Below are 16,168 nucleotides of genomic sequence, written 5' to 3'. Positions count from 1 at the left end.
CATTTCTAAATCCATGCGCAAGTGAATTCACCCAGCTTTCATATAGAGAGCTTGCAGTCACGGCTCTCCTCCCTGATATACTTCCCTTGAGTTACTAGTCTTGCAGATTTCTATTCAATTACTACATAGTTTATCAGATTTTTAGTTAAAAAACAAGTTAGATTAGACTAATTTCAATATAAAACTCATTCCTTTTTCTGTTGCTCCATTTTCCACAAATCCAAGCGACTTGAAACACCTCCTAGAAGCATGATTGTAGGTGTAGATTTCCTTGACTCTCAATTCTTTCCATCCTTTTACTCGAGCCAATTCAATCAAAGCACTTAGAATCTTTTTTCCAAGTCCTCGATGTTGGTAATCGGAATTCCCAATCACAATGGGGAGATTATCCTGAGATAGTGTAACATCCCCAATTGGAAACCATTCCCCCTTCTCCTTGACTTCAATCCAAAAAAGTTCACCATGCTGATCCAAATGGGAATACATAGCTTCCAAAGTTTCTTGACTATAAGGTCTCTTCACACCATCTACGAGGTGAACCAAGTTCACATCCTGATACCAAGCAAAAGCTTCTTCACAATGATTGACCTTATAATAAGGAACAAGACGCAGTGCATTATCTATTTGTAAAATCCGTTTCATCTGCTTTCCTTTTCAACAAAAGAGTTGCTGCTTGATTAAAACCATCACACCAGTTATACCATTTTGCTTCATACTCATTTTTAGCTAAGATATGATTTTTTAAATCCAGAACAGAGTAAATTTTTCTTTCTTCGCAGGCTTGCGCATAGAGATGATATAGTTCATCACCACCATCTCTATCCCACTCAGCAGAAATCGTATCCCTACCTGCCAATAAAGTCTGATAAGCCCTGTGATGCCCATCTGTAATCAACAAGCAGTTTCTTTTCTGATAAATATAGTTGAGTAGGATGAAGATCTGCTATACTGACTTTCATTTCTTTCTCCTCAAGGGAATTTGATACTCACTTCTGCTTGCCTTTAAATCGCCATTGGAAGCGGAGCTTGTCATAGAAGGGAAATTCGATAAACAGGACTCCCAAACCCAGACAGAGACTGGCAAGGACGTCTGATGGGTAGTGAACTCCTAGATAGACTCTTGATACCAGCACACTAACTAGGTAGAGGCCAAGGACGATTTGTACTACTTTTCTCCAGACTGGATCTTTCATCCGTTGACTGAGAATGACAATCAGAGAACCGACCATCAAGGTTACAGCCAGAGAATGGCCGCTTGGAAAGGAAAATCCCTTCTCCTCTACCAAGTGTAAGATATCTGGTCGTGGGCGCTGGTAGATATTTTTAAAGGTCACGATTAAAAGACCTGCCAAAGCCAGATTTCCCAGCATGAAGAAACTTTCTATCTTCCATCGCTTACGATAAAAGACAAAAGCTGTAATGACAACCCAAGTGATAATCACCGGAATATCAATCAAGCGTGTGATGGCTCGGAAAAGAATAGTCAAGTAATCTGGCAAGTCTCCTCGAACGGCAGTCTGTATCGGTTGGTCAAAACCGACCAGCGTTTCAGGGTAAAATTTGACCATGTAACCAAGAATAACGAAAAGTAAAAGGGCAAAACTGCCCTTCATTAAAAATGTTTGTTTATCTCTCATAATGTTTCAAGGTTGGTTTCAAGAGAACATACAACAACCAGAATGAAACGGAAAAGATGACACCCTCAATCAAGTTAAAAGGCAACACCATAGTCATTAGGTAGTTGGAAAGTCCCAAAATTTTTCCAATATCAAAGTTAGCAAACTTAGCGTACAAAGGAACAGCGTAAACATAGTTGAGAACCAACATTGCCACAGTTAAACCAATAGTCCCAGCTAGAGAGCCTAGTAGGAAACGAAGGGTTGTCCGTTCCTTTTTCCAAATCAAAGCAAATACGATGACAAAAACTCCCAAAGCTACGATATTCATAGGCAAGCCAATGTAAGTATTCACTCCCTGACTGTTAAGAAGCAATTTCAAGAGTGAGCGAAGCAAGAGAACTCCTAGAGCAGCAGGCAAATCCATGACCACCAGACCAACAAGGACTGGCAAGATACTAAATTCGATCTTGAGGAAGGACGCCGCTGGTAAAAGCGGAAAGTCAAAGTACATCAGCACAAATGAGATGGCTGATAAAATCGCAATGGTCGAAAGTCTACGTGTGTTTGTCATAACAGGTTCCTCCAATTTTCTATAAAATCAGAAGAAGTTAGAAAGGATTCCTCTATCTATTCTCACTTTTTATATCCCAAAAGTTCCCTCTCACTCTATTAAGGAAATTCAAGCAAGCGGTTACAGTTTAGCTATAAATCTATCAGAACAGACAAAGCTATTCTTTCGTCTTCTCCCATCCAGACTATACTGTCGGTTGTGGAATCTCACCACATCAGCTTGCGCTCGCGGACTTCTTTAAAGAGAAGGAAATAGAGATTTTTCTTTTAGACTAGGCGACAAGCTGTAGGCATAACTTCTGGTTAGGCAAAGCTTGTCAACAAAGTATAAAAGGAAAAGATCATTTCCTAGTTAAAGTCACCGCCGGTCGGGAATCACACCCTGCCCTGAAGACTCTTTTATCATAACAAAAAACGCTTGCAAGCGCAAGCATTTTGTTTATTTTCATTTTCATTTTTTATTTCAATTTATCCACTTCATAGGTATGAACGAGCTCAAGACCTGCAAAATTCTGCTGGCGGAGAGCCTCATAGACAATCATGCAGACGGTATTAGACACATTGAGACTGCGAACGTGTTCATCATTCATAGGAATACGAAGAGCTTTCTCAGGATGTTCGCGCATAAAGTCCTCCGGCAAACCCTTGTCTTCACGTCCAAAGAGAAAATAGTGGTCCTCGTCAGTCGATAAATCCACCTCAGAATAGACTTTTTCCGCGAATTTCGAAATCAGATAGAGTTTTCCCTTCATCTGGGACATAAAATCTTCCAAACTCTCGTAAAAATAAATCTCTAGCTTATCCCAATAATCCAATCCAGCCCGCTTCATCTTGCGGTCATCGATAGGAAAGCCCATAGGCTTGATGATGTGGAGAGGAGAATTGGTCGCAGCGCAAGTACGCGCGATATTACCTGTATTTTGTGGAATTTGAGGTTCAAATAATACAATGTGATTTGTCATGACTTGCTTCCTTTCACCATTGCAAAAAAATAGCCACACTGCCCGGAGTCAAGCTCAGCAAACAGCGTGGTTAAGGCATCGTTAACTTACCTCACAACAGGTTTGAAGTAAATCAGCGAAACTACTTTCTTAGTATAACACTTTCAGAATCATTGTCAATAGAAACGACTTGATTTTTTCAATTTTTTCAAGCTATTTCCAAGGGTTGTAAAATCGTCCGTAATTCTGCAAGATAAGTAGTAAACTAGCTACTAAAAATACAGCTGCCAAGAGCAAGGTAATATAATCTCCTTTTTTCAAGGCCTGATAACTATACCAAGTGCGTTTTTTCTCTTTCCCAAAGCGGCGAAGTTCCATGGCGGTCGCGATGGTATCAATGCGTTCTAGCGAGCTAAAAATCAAGGGCGTGATAATGCGCAGATTGCCTTTGATTCGTTGCATAAGAGAAGCTTTCTTGGATAATTCCATCCCACGCGCTTCCTGAGACATCTTGATGGTAAAGAATTCTTCCTGCAAATCTGGAATATAGCGCAAAGTCAGGCTGACTGAATAGGCAATCTTGTAAGGCACACCAATTTGATTTAAACTGGAAGCAAACTGACTAGGGTGGGTTGTCATCAAAAAGATAATAGCCAGAGGAATGGTGCAAAGGTACTTAATGGCCAAATTTAGCAGATAAAAGAGCTCTTGGCTGGTCAGAGTGTAGGCACCGATTCCCTGCCAAATCACACTTCTCTCTCCGTAAAGTCCAACCCCATACTCGGGAGAAAAGAGATAGACCATCAAGACGTTTAAAACGGCAAATACCGTCGCAAAAACTGCTACAAAGGAAACATCTTTAAAACGGATTTCTGACAAATAGAGGAGAAAGACCGAAAAGATGGCAATCAGAACAAGCAGTCTGGTATCATAGCTAATCATGGCCGCCAATGACACGAGGATGAAAAAGAGAAGTTTTCCAGCTCCTGACAAGCGATGAATCACAGTATCTCTGTGCTGGTAACCGATTAATTTAGCTTGCATCCTTCTCTCCTTTCTTTGTAAAATGCCGTTAAAGCAAGTGGATCCACGTCTAGTTTTTTAGCCAAGTTGAAGATTGAAGTTTCTTTTAGATTGGCTTTTACTAACAGCTCAGGATTGCTCAACAGACTAGCTGGATCAGTATCAGCAATCAATTCCCCATCCACCATGACAAGGGCTCGGTCTGAATAATCCAGCATCAATTGCATATCATGCGTAATCATGACAATGGTATGCCCTTTTTGATGCAGTTCTTCGAGAAATTCCATAATCTCAGTATAGTTCTTCTGGTCTTGACCTGCTGTCGGTTCATCTAAGAGAATAATTTCAGCCCCTAAGACCAAAATCGATGCAATAGTCACACGTTTTTTCTGACCAAATGACAGGGCAGAAATGGGCCAATTACGGAATTCATAGAGACCACAAATTCTCAAGGTTTCATAGACTCTCGTTTCAATTTCCTGCTCGTCCACACCTCGCAAACGTAGTCCCAGAGCCACCTCATCAAAAATCATATTGGCTGAAATCATTTGATTGGGATTTTGCAGCACATAGCCTACTCGTTCCGCCCGCTCTGCAACAGAATCTCCTTTGATATCCTGCCCTTCCCACAGATAGCGACCTTCCGTCTGGATAAAGCTACTTATGGCCTTGGCTAGAGTTGATTTCCCTGCTCCATTTTTTCCGACAATGGCAATCTTTTCACCCTTTTTAATATCTAAATGTAGGGATTTTAAAATCGGTCTATCATCATAAGAAAAAGAAACATCCTCTAGTCTAAAAAGTGACGTCAATTCTGGGGGGTCTTTTGCCAGTTCATTCTGCAGCTGAACCTGACCTTTTGAGATAGACAAATTGTCCAAATTTGCTAATTGTTCTTCCTTAGCTAAATCCACACCTAATTGACGGAGAGTCGTTAGATAAAGGGGTTCCCGAATCCCATTTTGGGTCAATAAATCAGTCGCCAGTAACTGGTCAGGACTCCCATTAAAGAGGATACGACCATCGTTTATCAAGACAATCCGATCGACAGGGCGATGCAGAACATCCTCCAAACGGTGCTCGATAATAAGAGTCGTCGTCCCCTCCTCCTTATGAATCTGATCAATCAATTCGATAATATCCTGACCTGACTTGGGATCTAGATTGGCGAGTGGCTCATCAAACAGGAGAATCGGACTCTCATCAATCAAGACACCAGCTAGACTAACTCGCTGCTTTTGACCACCAGACAAATCCTGAGGACGCTGAGACAGTAAAGAAAGAAGGTCCAGCTTTTCAGCCCATTTATGAACACGACTTTTCATCTCATCTAGAGCTTTCACATCATTTTCCAGAGCAAAAGCCAAATCCTCTGCCACGGATAAACCGATAAACTGCCCATCTGTATCCTGTAAAACTGTGCTGACTAGATGAGATTTATCATAGATGCTCATATCAAAGGCGGCTTGGCCCTTGATCAAAAATTCTCCAGACGTTTGACCCTTGTAAATATTGGGAATAATCCCATTCAAACACTGACCCAAGGTAGACTTACCTGACCCAGATGGCCCAACAATTAAGACTTTCTCTCCCTTGTAAATGGTCAAGTCCACCCCTTGCAAGGTCGGTTCTTGTTGTGTTTCATACCGGAAAGAGAAATCCTTCCACTCAATTATAGCTTCTTTCATCTTACTCTCTTCATTCGCTTCTTAGACTTCTATTTTATCATAAATCAAGCCCTTCTTGCAGTCTCTTCTCTTAAAATCTTAGCGCCCAAAAGATTCTTATCCTAGCTTACTTGCCTCACTAATCTATAAACATCGAAAAAGACTGGTTGCCCAGCCTTCCCCATCATTTTATACTCAATGAAAATCAAAGAGCAAACCAGGAAGCTAGCCGTAGGTTGCCCAGCCTTCCCCATCATTTTAGTCCTTTTTCAAACTTCCTGCACGAGTTTGAGTTCCTGCATAGGCAAGCAAGAGAAGAGTTCCTGCAATAGCTACAGATACACCATTAGCAATTCCCGCAACAATCCCTTGAGCAAATACTTTTTCTGCCGCTTCTTGATAAATCACAACATCTCCAAGTGGTGCCAAGACACCCCAAACAAGGGCATTTGCAAGTAGTTGAATGAGGTTAAAAATAAGAATATCTTTCCAGTCAAAGACACCATTGATCACGCGAACGTACTTTCTAAATAGCCCCACAACTAGACCAAAAAGTCCACTAGCGATAATCCAAGTCCACCACAGACCATATCCAGCAAGAGTGTCCTTGATTGCATGACCAATCAACCCGACAAGCAAACCGATAATCGGTCCAAAAATAATAGAAAGTAGCGCTTGTACCGCATACTGAAGCTGGATGCTTGTATTTGGAACAGGGGTCGGAATATTGATCATCCCGATGACGACAAAGAGGGCAGCGCCAATTCCGACAGCAACAACTTGTTTAATTGTAAATTTGATTTCCATACTATTTATTCTCCTATTTTATCCTTCTATTTTCTTTATTTCAATGGTCCAAGATGAACCGACACCCACATTATAGGCCTTGGCAAAAGAACCTTGGTTGATAGCTAAACCTAAACGATAGAGAGAGTTGATGTAAAGGATGGGTTGCCCAATTCTCACATCCGCAAATGATTTGCCATAGACAACCTGATTTTGATAGACCAGCATATCTGCATGATAGATAGTCACTTCAAAACGATCACCGAATGCTGGTTCCAGTTTGTAAAATTCTTCCCGTGTGATAGAGGTCCAGAGCGAACCAAAACGCACATCCAGAATATCAATGGCTCCCTTCACCAGATGATCTTCAATGATGGTCTCTACGACTGGAAGCTCTACAATATGGTCTACACTGAGCTCTGGTCCCACTTCCTCAAAAGTAATGTGACCACTGGCTAGTTTAGCTCCAGTATAGGCGTAGACATCCCGACCGTGGAAAGTATAAGAATGCTCTGTATTTTGCCGTCTATTGGCCACCTCAGAAATCTCACGAATAGCTACAATGCCAACGTGTTTCTTAATAAAAGAAAGCGTCCCATTGTCTGGCGTGACAATGTATTGATTTTTGGCAGTCTTGGCAACCACGCTCTTACGTTTCGAACCGACACCTGGATCGACAACAGATACAAAAGTTGTTCCCTCAGGCCAGTAATCCACCGTCTGAAAGAGACGATAGCTCCCCTCAAAAATATTATAAGGCGTGATATCGTGCGTCAAGTGATGGATTTTTAAGGTTGGAGACTCTTCTAAAGCCACTCCAATCATAGCCGATACCGCACCATCTACCAGACCAAAGTCTGATTGTAATACCAGTAAATTATTATTCATTTTGTCTCCTCATATACCCTTTATCATACCATATTTCAGAGAAAGGTGCTAATAGCTATTTCAATTGATTAGGGTATAGTTTTACCTTATAGCAAAATTTCACTAAAAGCTCTTGTTATTAGCTAGTAGGTGCATTTTTTCTTGAAAAAAGGTATGATAGTTACATCATGAAAAAGTAGGTTTTATTATGAAAATTATCCTTGTCGGAGGGGGAAAAGTTGGTTTTGCCCTCTGTCGCTCCTTGGTTGCAGAAAAGCACGATGTTTTGCTGATTGAGCAAGACGAAGCTGTTCTCAATCATATTGTCAGTCGCTTTGATATCATTGGTATCCTTGGTAACGGGGCCGATTTTGCCATTCTTGAGCAAGCCAGCGTCCAAGATTGTGATATCTTTATCACCCTGACTGAATACGATGAAGTCAACATGATCGCAGCAGTTCTAGCCAAAAAAATGGGAGCTAAAGAGACCATCGTTCGGGTGCGGAATCCTGAATATTCTAACTCTTATTTCAAAGAAAAGAATATTCTCGGTTTTTCTCTTATTGTTAATCCTGAGCTCTTGGCTGCCCGCGCTATTGCTAATATCATTGACTTCCCAAATGCTCTCTCTGTCGAACGTTTCTTTGGTGGACGGGTCAGCTTGATGGAATTCACTGTTAAATCTTCCAGCGGTCTTTGCCAAATGCCCATTTCTGATTTTCGGAAAAAATTTGGCAATGTCATTGTCTGCGCTATAGAGAGGGATCATCAAATTATCATCCCAAGCGGTGACATGACTGTACAGGATAAAGATAGAATCTTTGTCACTGGTAACCGTGTTGACATGATGCTCTTCCATAATTATTTCAAGTCTCGTGCCGTGAAGAGCCTTCTTATTGTTGGAGCTGGTAGAATTGCCTATTATCTACTAGGTATCCTCAAAGACAGTCGTATCGATACCAAGGTTATTGAAATCAATCCTGAAATCGCTAGCTTCTTTAGCGAGAAATTCCCAAACCTCTACATCGTTCAAGGAGATGGTACCGCAAAAGATATCCTGCTGGAAGAAAGTGCTCAAAACTATGATGCCGTTGCGACTCTAACAGGGGTCGATGAGGAAAATCTGATTACCTCTATGTTCCTTGACAGGGTAGGTGTACAAAAAAATATCACCAAGGTCAATCGTACCAGTCTCCTCGAGATTATCAATGCGCCTGATTTTTCAAGTATCATCACACCTAAAAGCATCGCTGTAGATACGATTATGCACTTTATTCGTGGTCGGGTTAATGCCCAGTATTCAGACCTTCAGGCCATGCACCATCTAGCCAATGGCCAAATCGAAACCCTGCAATTTCATATCAAGGAAGCTAATAAAATGACTGCCAAACCTCTTTCTCAACTAAAACTAAAAAAAGGGGTTCTTATAGCAGCCATCATTCGAAAGGGCAAGACTATTTTCCCTACTGGGGAGGATATGTTGGAAGTTGGAGACAAGCTCCTAGTAACAACCTTGTTGCCAAACATCACCAAGATTTATGACTTGATCGCGAGGTAAGAAATGAATAAAAGTATGATTCGTTACCTCCTTTCAAAATTACTTTTGATTGAAGCTGTTCTTCTTTTGGTTCCTGTGTCTGTCGCTCTCTATTACCGTGAATCGAGCCAAGTCTTTACGGCCCTCTTTTCAACAATAGGGATTCTCGTATTACTAGGCGGTTCAGGAATTTTACAAAAGCCCAAAAATCAACGGATTTATGCCAAGGAGGGAGTCTTGATTGTTGCCCTCTGTTGGATCCTTTGGTCCTTCTTTGGCGGTCTCCCCTTTGTTTTTGCTAAGCAAATTCCCAGCGTTATCGATGCCTTTTTTGAAATCAGTTCTGGCTTTACAACTACTGGAGCAAGTATTTTGAACGACGTTTCGGTCCTCAGTCGTTCCCTCCTCTTCTGGCGAAGTTTTACCCACTTGATTGGAGGGATGGGAGTGCTTGTTTTTGCACTTGCTATTATGGATAATGCCAAGAATAGTCACCTAGAAGTGATGAAGGCTGAGGTTCCTGGCCCTGTTTTTGGTAAAGTAGTATCCAAACTAAAAAACACTGCCCAGATTCTCTATCTCCTTTATCTAGCTCTCTTCTCCCTCTTTGTCATCATCTATTATCTGGCTGGCATGCCCCTATTTGATAGTTTTGTCATTGCTATGGGGACAGCAGGTACAGGAGGCTTTACCGTCTATAACGACGGGATTGCCCACTATGGCAGCTCACTGATTACCTATCTGGTTAGTATCGGAGTTCTGGTTTTTGGGGTAAATTTCAATCTCTACTACTACCTCATGCTCCGTCGCGTCAAAGCCTTCTTTGGTGACGAGGAACTTCGTGCTTACTTGGTCATTGTTCTGCTTTCTACAGGCTTGATTAGCCTTAATACCCTCTATCTCTATCCAGGATTTTCAAAGAGTTTTGAAATGGCCTTCTTCCAGGTTTCCAATATCATTACAACGACTGGTTTTGGTTACGGAGACATTACCAACTGGCCCCTCTTCTCCCAGTTTATCCTTCTCTTCCTCATGGGAATCGGTGGCTCTGCTGGATCAACCGCAGGTGGACTCAAGGTTATCCGAGGCCTAATCCTTTCAAAAATTGCTAAAAATCAGATTTTATCAATCCTATCGCCCCACCGTGTTTTGACCCTCCATGTTAATAAAACGGTAATTGACAAAGATACCCAGCATAAGATTCTCAAGTACTTTGTCATCTATTCTATGATTTTGCTATCCCTTATCTTTATTGTCAGCCTAGATAGCAATGATTTTCTGGTTGTGACCAGCGCTGTCTTCAGCTGTTTCAATAATATCGGGCCTATTCTAGGAACTACTTCTAGTTTCTCAATCTTTAGTCCTATCTCAAAAATTCTCCTCTCCTTTGCAATGATTGCAGGCCGCTTGGAGATTTACCCAATCCTACTTCTCTTTATGAAGAGAACTTGGTCTAAGAGATAAAATACAAAATCCCTCTTTTTACAATTGTGAAAGAGGGATTTTTATATTAAAAAGGGGGAACGTTTTTAAATCCAAGCCTGTCTGTAAGCAAAGTCCTTACTCAAATAAAAGATGGAAAAACTTACTACACAGCTTGGTAATGCTCCAATACAAATTGTAAGGCTTTACTTGGATTCTTTGTTAAATGAATATATTCCATTCCTCTGGTAGCAACTATCTGAATACCTAATCTTTCTGCATCCACCTTCATCTCTCTATAATAACTCCGAACTTGTGGAGCCAGAATGATCAAATCATAAATACCCATAATATCATAGTGAGCTCCGTACGCTCCTGAATTCGCAATCACTCTAACTTCTGCTAATTGAGCGCCCTCGTTAATTGCATTGGCTAATTGCGCACTTGTTCCAGATCCTGCACAAAGAACCAGTACTTTCAACTCCTTACTTTTTATTTCATCTAACTCACCAGGCATTATTTCACTTGTATCCTCCTCTAAAATAATATCATTTGAGCTTGCAACATCTTCTTTCATCAGTAACTGTCTATCATACGCTCTACAGAATGGCAAATAAATCAATATGTCGACAACTAAAATCAAAGATAAAAATACAAAGGATATAGGTTGAAAATTCGTTCCAATTAACAATCCCAATGGACCAGGAAAGGCCCAAGGTAACTGGATATAAAATCCATTCATTCCAAAGAAATCAATAAAGACCTTTCCTAGAAATACATTCACTGGTGGAGTCATCAAAAAAGGGACAAAAAAATAGGGATTCAAAATAACAGGCATACCAAATAGAAGAGGTTCATTTACAGCAAATAAAACAGGAGTAATTGTAGCTTTACCTACCGATTTTAATTGTTTAGACCGCATAAAGAAAATCAAAATAAATGGTACAACAAAGGTAGCCCCCGTTCCTCCAATAGCAGCGATATAATTCCCGAAATTAGGTGTTAAAGAATGATAAGGGAACTGCCCATTTGCAAGAAGTTGAGCATTCTCTTCCATATTGCTCAGCTGTAAAGCTGTAACAGCAGGTAAGACAATAGATGGCCCATGAATTCCAACAAACCAAAGCAAAGCACACATAAACCAAATCAACATCATAGCAGGATATGATTCTGCCCCCTTAAAAATAGGGGTCAATAGTTGTTGAAATACTTGGGCAAAAGGAACATCTAAACTAAACCGAGATACAATATCTAACAAACCACTAATAAGTAAAACAAAAGAAAAAGGAAAAATATCTCTAAAAGCTTGGGATATAACTCCAGGAACTTCCTTAGGTAAATGAATAGTAATGTCTCGCTTAATACATAATCGGTAAACATTTACAGTAATAAAGGCACTGACAAACGAAGTTATCAATCCTTGAGATCCTAAATAGTTTGTCGACAAACTTGTAGATCCCGTCTTCTCATCAACTACAAGCGTTACAGTTAATACCAGATAACTACATATGGCTGCCAACATTACAGAAGTATCATTTATTACCTTTCCAGGAGGCATTTTTCTATTAACATTTCCAGCCAATGACTTTGCAACTGTCCCTGAAACAATAACACCCAAAACTCCCATGGTTAGCATATACACTTTCCTCATCCAGACAATAGCTGGACTCGGTAACTCTACTCCGAAATTTTTAGGAATCATAATAATAATCATCAAAAAGCTTGAAAACATAATTAAAGGCATAGTAGCAATGAATCCATCTTTAATAGCCATCATATAATTATTAGTAGAAATTTTTTCAAATTTCCCTTGTTGCTTTTCAATGGCAGCGACTAACTTATCCATAAAAACTCCTCCTGTAAAAAATTTAAGCTCATAGTTAAAATATATTAAACATCAGTCAAATCGCTAACCTTAATTCCGTTTTAGCACTTTTACCCAAAGAGCACTTTTCTTAATATATCGCTTCTGTGTCTCATAATCAACAAAGAAAAGACCATATCGCTTATTGTAGCCATTCGCCCAAGAAAATTGATCTTGCAAAGACCATATAAAATAGCCTTGAATATTGACTCCCCTATCTCGAGCCTCTAAAACTTTGTGTAAATGTTGCTCAATATAACGGATTCTTTTACTGTCATCAATAATATCATTCTCGCCCTCTGGCTTAACCTCTTTAAGGGCTGTACCATTTTCAGTTAAATAAATGACCGGATGTTGAGGATATTCTTCTTTGATACGAAGCAACATATCAAATAAGCCTTGAGGATAAATATTCCAATCCCAATCTGTTGTCGGAATCCCAGGCTTTTTTACAAATTCACCTAGAGCATTTAATTTAAAAAAGGACCGTCCTTTTATTCCTGTTGAATTAAATTCTTGTCTATTTTCACCTTTGTATTCACGAATAAATTCTGAACGATAATAATTCATCCCAAACATCGTATTAAGAGGTGCAGCTCTTTTCATAATTTCTAAGTCACCATCTTCTATAATAAAGCTAGAATTATTAGCTTCCAATATTTGATTCAAGTGAAAAAGCGTGTCATCACTGTAGTAGCCCAAAAAAGTTCCATCTAATAGAAATTTATTATTATAAACATCATACCGTTTAGCTGCCAAAATATTTTCTTTTTGCCCATCAATAGGATAGCCTGGCTTTAACGCATGAATACAACCTACCTTTCCCTCAATCCCTAATTGATGAAATTCGAGGACTGCAAGAGCATGCGCCAACAACATGTTATGATTCGCTTGAATTGCTTCAGATAATTGAAAATGATGATTCGGAGGAAACTGACCTCCTATATATTGACCTGCAGCAAGAGACATCAGTTCATTGATTGTAAACCAATGCTTGACTTCTGTAAATTCTTGGAAACAAAAGCGAGCATATCGTATGAAACGATCAATATTCTCTCTATTCAACCAATCCCCTGTTTCTAACATTTTCTGAGGCGAATCAAAATGATGTAAAGAAACAAACGGAATCACATTATGTTTTAAGCAGGACTGAAAGACTCTATGGTAATACTGAACAGCCAATATATTCGGCTCCCCATCTATATCAGGAAATATGCGAACCCAGGAAATAGATAAACGCAAAGCCTGCAAACCATGTTCTGCCGCCAAGGCTATATCTTCTTCGTAACGATAATAAAAATCACTAGCTGGATCTGGTAAGAACGGACTATTTTCTTGCAAATAAACATCCCACATGTTTATTCCTTTGCCATCTACCCTAGTTGCACCCTCTACTTGATAAGCAGCGGTAGCAGCTCCTAATAAAAACTCCTTCGGTAAGGCTTTAACCTGTAAATTTTCCATGACTAATCCTCATTGCAAACCAATATGTTCTTCAATCTTTCGAATTCGTTCATATTCATCAATAAAAAACTTTACCTGATCATACAATAGCATCGTTGTCATCAAAGTATCTTGACCATGAATCATGATAAAACTCACTTCAAAATTATCTCCAGATGCCTCCTCCGCTAATAAATTAGTCTGTTCTCGATGGGCAGACACTATTGAGTCGTTTGCAGACTCAACCAATTCTCTTGCCTGTTCAAAATATCCATCTCTCGCAAACGCCAAAGCATCCATCAAATCTGACCTTGCATCTCCTGCGTAAGCGACAATTGTAAAACCAAGCATATTTATTTCTTCTTTTGATTTCATCTTTCTTCCTCCTCAATCTTGATCCATCTTTTACACATCATTATTAAAATGACTTCGCTACGATACAAATAGAAAGTTGACCCTAAATATCTTAAAAATCCTTAAATTTCATAATATTTAGGATCAATCTTCTCTGAATACCTTAGTTCATTTTCTATACTTATGATTTATAAGTGGAAACCAGCGTAATTTTTTGCTACTTCAATTACACGATAAACATCCAAATTAGATTGGAATAGTAATTCGTGCCCACGGATATAATTCAACACATTTCTCCATTCATCTTGAGCTTGCCTTGTTTTTCCAGTTGCTTGAAGATATAAAGCCTTCGCCATCTTAACAACATATTCACGATGATAACTGAGCTGTTTCCATTCATCCTTTTGACTATTTAATAACTTAGAAATATTTTCCTCAATAATTGGTAAAAAATTATCAGCTAGATTGTAAGCTATATAATAATGATTCGCTAAAACATCATTTTGACGGCTGCCAATTGCATTAAAATAATCACATGAGGAATAACTAGATAATTTTTCTAAATATTCAACAACAGACTGCCAATTTTCCCCATACAAAGCAGAAAAGTATTCTTCAATCAATTCTTCATAACTTCTTGTCTTCTTCCAGAGCATTTGCCCCATGACATAATTAGGAAAATTATGAGGGAATCCGGCACGTAATTCTTGACACGAAATGTACCCGTTCAAATGTAGGTTTGAAAGATAAGATACATCTCTGTAAATAGTTTGACTAATTTTCATATAGCCTAAATCGCCATAATGAGCACGCCCTAAAGGATAGTCATATACGAAACTATCTCCTTTAAATGTTTTTTGCCACTCAAAAAGATAAGATAAATTTTCCTCAAGAGAATTCGGAAGTATAATTTTATTACGCATATAAGGTTTAGGCGTAGGTATGGAATTGTCAAAATCTACATCTGCATAACTCATTTCAAATGTTCTTGTAATCGGTGCAAACATCATGGTAAAGCGTTCAGGATTATCTAATTTTTCTTTCCGAGGTGCCCATAACAACTCATGATAAAGCAGAAAACAAATCTTTGTATCTAATCCCTCACTCGTTAAAGCCCTATCCAATTGATTGAGAATACGAATATACTGATCCGAAACTAATTCTTGTCTACAGTTTTCGCATTCACAAATATTATTACGAGCATCCGACAACCATACATGTAAGTAATTCACATCAGGTCTTTTCTTGGCATAATCCGTAATAATTTCTACCATCTTATCAGCTACATCTGGATTTGAAAAATCCAGGCTGGTTAAAATCGGAGCCGTATTAAACAATTCTCGTTTCCCGTTTATTTCAGCGACATAGGGTTTCTTCTCCTCTGAAATACTAAGACCTGATTCCCAGCCAAATTTTGAAGAGTAACCTAAAACCTCACCTGTCCATCCATGACCAACACGATGATGAATAAGACCTCTTTTTTGCAATTCTTTATCCAACCTATCACTCAATTCTTGTACTAATTCATTTGAGAATTTTTCTTTATTTAGGTATGGATTAAACTCATGTTCATACCAACGTTTCAAAAAAGAATAGGGATTTTCAAACTGAATGAAAAAACTGTTCATCCCAATCTTAGGTAGCCAATCAATAAAATCTAGTATATTTTCAAATGAATCCGCTCCCTCTATACATACTCCCCTATGATAGTAACTGGCTGTTTCATCTATAGATAGCTCTTTATCTAAAAAATCTTCAAATCGTAACTCTGGAACAAAGTCATGTCCGCGCCCTGGTCTAGTATACACAACCCCAAATTCATGAAACATTCGGTAAATTCCAATAAGTAAACCTACAATTGTATTAGACTCAATTCTCCCCTTACCCTTGTCTAATGAGATAAGAACATGGTCTTTTCTATCCTCTTTATTGACTAATCCTACAAAAATATCCGCTTCCTTCTCCTCGACAAGTTCTATGTCAGTCTTAAAGACCCGATTCATATAGTAACTTAATTCCTCTAAGGCAAAGCTAGAATAAGCATTTTTCTGCTGATCAAATACTCTGATAACCAT

General features: G+C 39.2%; 14 protein-coding genes, 1 pseudogene and 1 riboswitch. Of the genes and pseudogenes, 2 read left to right on the top strand and 13 right to left on the bottom strand.

The window, feature by feature from the left end:
- Window positions 1-162: 162 nt before the first annotated feature.
- From HT689_RS04260 to HT689_RS04220, 9 genes and pseudogenes are all read right to left on the bottom strand, one after another.
- Complete coding sequence (locus HT689_RS04260) at window positions 163-612, bottom strand: GNAT family N-acetyltransferase (protein ID WP_173226357.1); 450 nt, start codon at window positions 610-612, stop codon at window positions 163-165.
- A gap of 4 nt (window positions 613-616) precedes the next feature.
- Window positions 617-959: pseudogene (locus HT689_RS04255) on the bottom strand (chromosome partitioning protein ParB).
- A 27-nt stretch (window positions 960-986) separates the two neighbouring features.
- The gene (locus tag HT689_RS04250; protein WP_240148127.1) at window positions 987-1,637 is read right to left on the bottom strand and encodes a phosphatase PAP2 family protein; all 651 of its coding nucleotides are present in this window, start codon (window positions 1,635-1,637) and stop codon (window positions 987-989) included.
- On the bottom strand, window positions 1,627-2,190 hold the full coding sequence (locus HT689_RS04245) for an ECF transporter S component (protein ID WP_000185834.1): 564 nt from the start codon (window positions 2,188-2,190) through the stop codon (window positions 1,627-1,629). Before HT689_RS04245 ends, HT689_RS04250 begins: the two co-directional genes overlap by 11 nt.
- Window positions 2,191-2,353: 163 nt before the next feature.
- A riboswitch (FMN riboswitch) is annotated at window positions 2,354-2,588 on the bottom strand.
- Window positions 2,589-2,647: 59 nt separating this feature from the next.
- A complete protein-coding gene (locus tag HT689_RS04240) occupies window positions 2,648-3,151 on the bottom strand; it encodes a tRNA (cytidine(34)-2'-O)-methyltransferase (RefSeq protein ID WP_000181388.1) in 504 nt (167 codons plus the stop codon).
- A gap of 192 nt (window positions 3,152-3,343) precedes the next feature.
- Window positions 3,344-4,174, bottom strand: a complete 831-nt coding sequence (locus HT689_RS04235; protein WP_173280807.1) for an energy-coupling factor transporter transmembrane component T — start codon at window positions 4,172-4,174, stop codon at window positions 3,344-3,346.
- Window positions 4,159-5,841: an ABC transporter ATP-binding protein gene (locus HT689_RS04230; protein WP_173280805.1), complete on the bottom strand. Its 1,683-nt coding sequence runs from the start codon at window positions 5,839-5,841 to the stop codon at window positions 4,159-4,161. The genes HT689_RS04235 and HT689_RS04230 overlap by 16 nt, the downstream gene beginning before the upstream one ends.
- A gap of 237 nt (window positions 5,842-6,078) precedes the next feature.
- A complete protein-coding gene (locus tag HT689_RS04225; RefSeq protein ID WP_173226211.1) occupies window positions 6,079-6,627 on the bottom strand; it encodes an ECF-type riboflavin transporter substrate-binding protein in 549 nt (182 codons plus the stop codon).
- Between the two features lie 18 nt (window positions 6,628-6,645).
- Window positions 6,646-7,494 (bottom strand): S-adenosyl-l-methionine hydroxide adenosyltransferase family protein, encoded by an 849-nt coding sequence (locus tag HT689_RS04220; protein WP_173226209.1) that lies wholly within the window; start codon window positions 7,492-7,494, stop codon window positions 6,646-6,648.
- 187 nt (window positions 7,495-7,681) lie between these two features.
- Between HT689_RS04220 and trkA the strand changes: the two genes are divergently transcribed.
- Together trkA and HT689_RS04210 are read left to right on the top strand one after the other, a co-directional pair.
- Window positions 7,682-9,031 carry a Trk system potassium transporter TrkA gene (gene trkA / locus HT689_RS04215; RefSeq protein ID WP_173226207.1) on the top strand — a complete coding sequence of 450 codons (1,350 nt, stop codon included), beginning with the start codon at window positions 7,682-7,684 and terminating at the stop codon, window positions 9,029-9,031.
- 3 nt (window positions 9,032-9,034) lie between these two features.
- On the top strand, window positions 9,035-10,474 hold the full coding sequence (locus HT689_RS04210; protein ID WP_173226205.1) for a TrkH family potassium uptake protein: 1,440 nt from the start codon (window positions 9,035-9,037) through the stop codon (window positions 10,472-10,474).
- A 124-nt stretch (window positions 10,475-10,598) separates the two neighbouring features.
- Here the strand turns inward: HT689_RS04210 and HT689_RS04205 are convergent, their stop codons facing one another.
- The 4 genes from HT689_RS04205 to HT689_RS04190 form a co-directional block, all read right to left on the bottom strand.
- Complete coding sequence (locus tag HT689_RS04205; protein WP_173280803.1) at window positions 10,599-12,278, bottom strand: PTS transporter subunit EIIC; 1,680 nt, start codon at window positions 12,276-12,278, stop codon at window positions 10,599-10,601.
- Between the two features lie 69 nt (window positions 12,279-12,347).
- Window positions 12,348-13,760, bottom strand: a complete 1,413-nt coding sequence (lacG, locus tag HT689_RS04200) for a 6-phospho-beta-galactosidase (RefSeq protein ID WP_173226202.1) — start codon at window positions 13,758-13,760, stop codon at window positions 12,348-12,350.
- Between the two features lie 9 nt (window positions 13,761-13,769).
- Window positions 13,770-14,114: a PTS lactose/cellobiose transporter subunit IIA gene (locus tag HT689_RS04195; protein ID WP_000836780.1), complete on the bottom strand. Its 345-nt coding sequence runs from the start codon at window positions 14,112-14,114 to the stop codon at window positions 13,770-13,772.
- Window positions 14,115-14,281: 167 nt separating this feature from the next.
- The gene (locus tag HT689_RS04190) at window positions 14,282-16,168 is read right to left on the bottom strand and encodes a DUF4838 domain-containing protein (RefSeq protein ID WP_173226200.1); all 1,887 of its coding nucleotides are present in this window, start codon (window positions 16,166-16,168) and stop codon (window positions 14,282-14,284) included.

The sequence above is a fragment of the Streptococcus sp. 2342 genome (assembly GCF_013276795.1).
In the GTDB taxonomy this organism is placed as follows: Bacteria; Bacillota; Bacilli; order Lactobacillales; family Streptococcaceae; genus Streptococcus.
The sequence above is the reverse complement of the archived record's forward strand: the minus strand, read 5'-3'. Positions and strand labels throughout refer to the sequence as shown.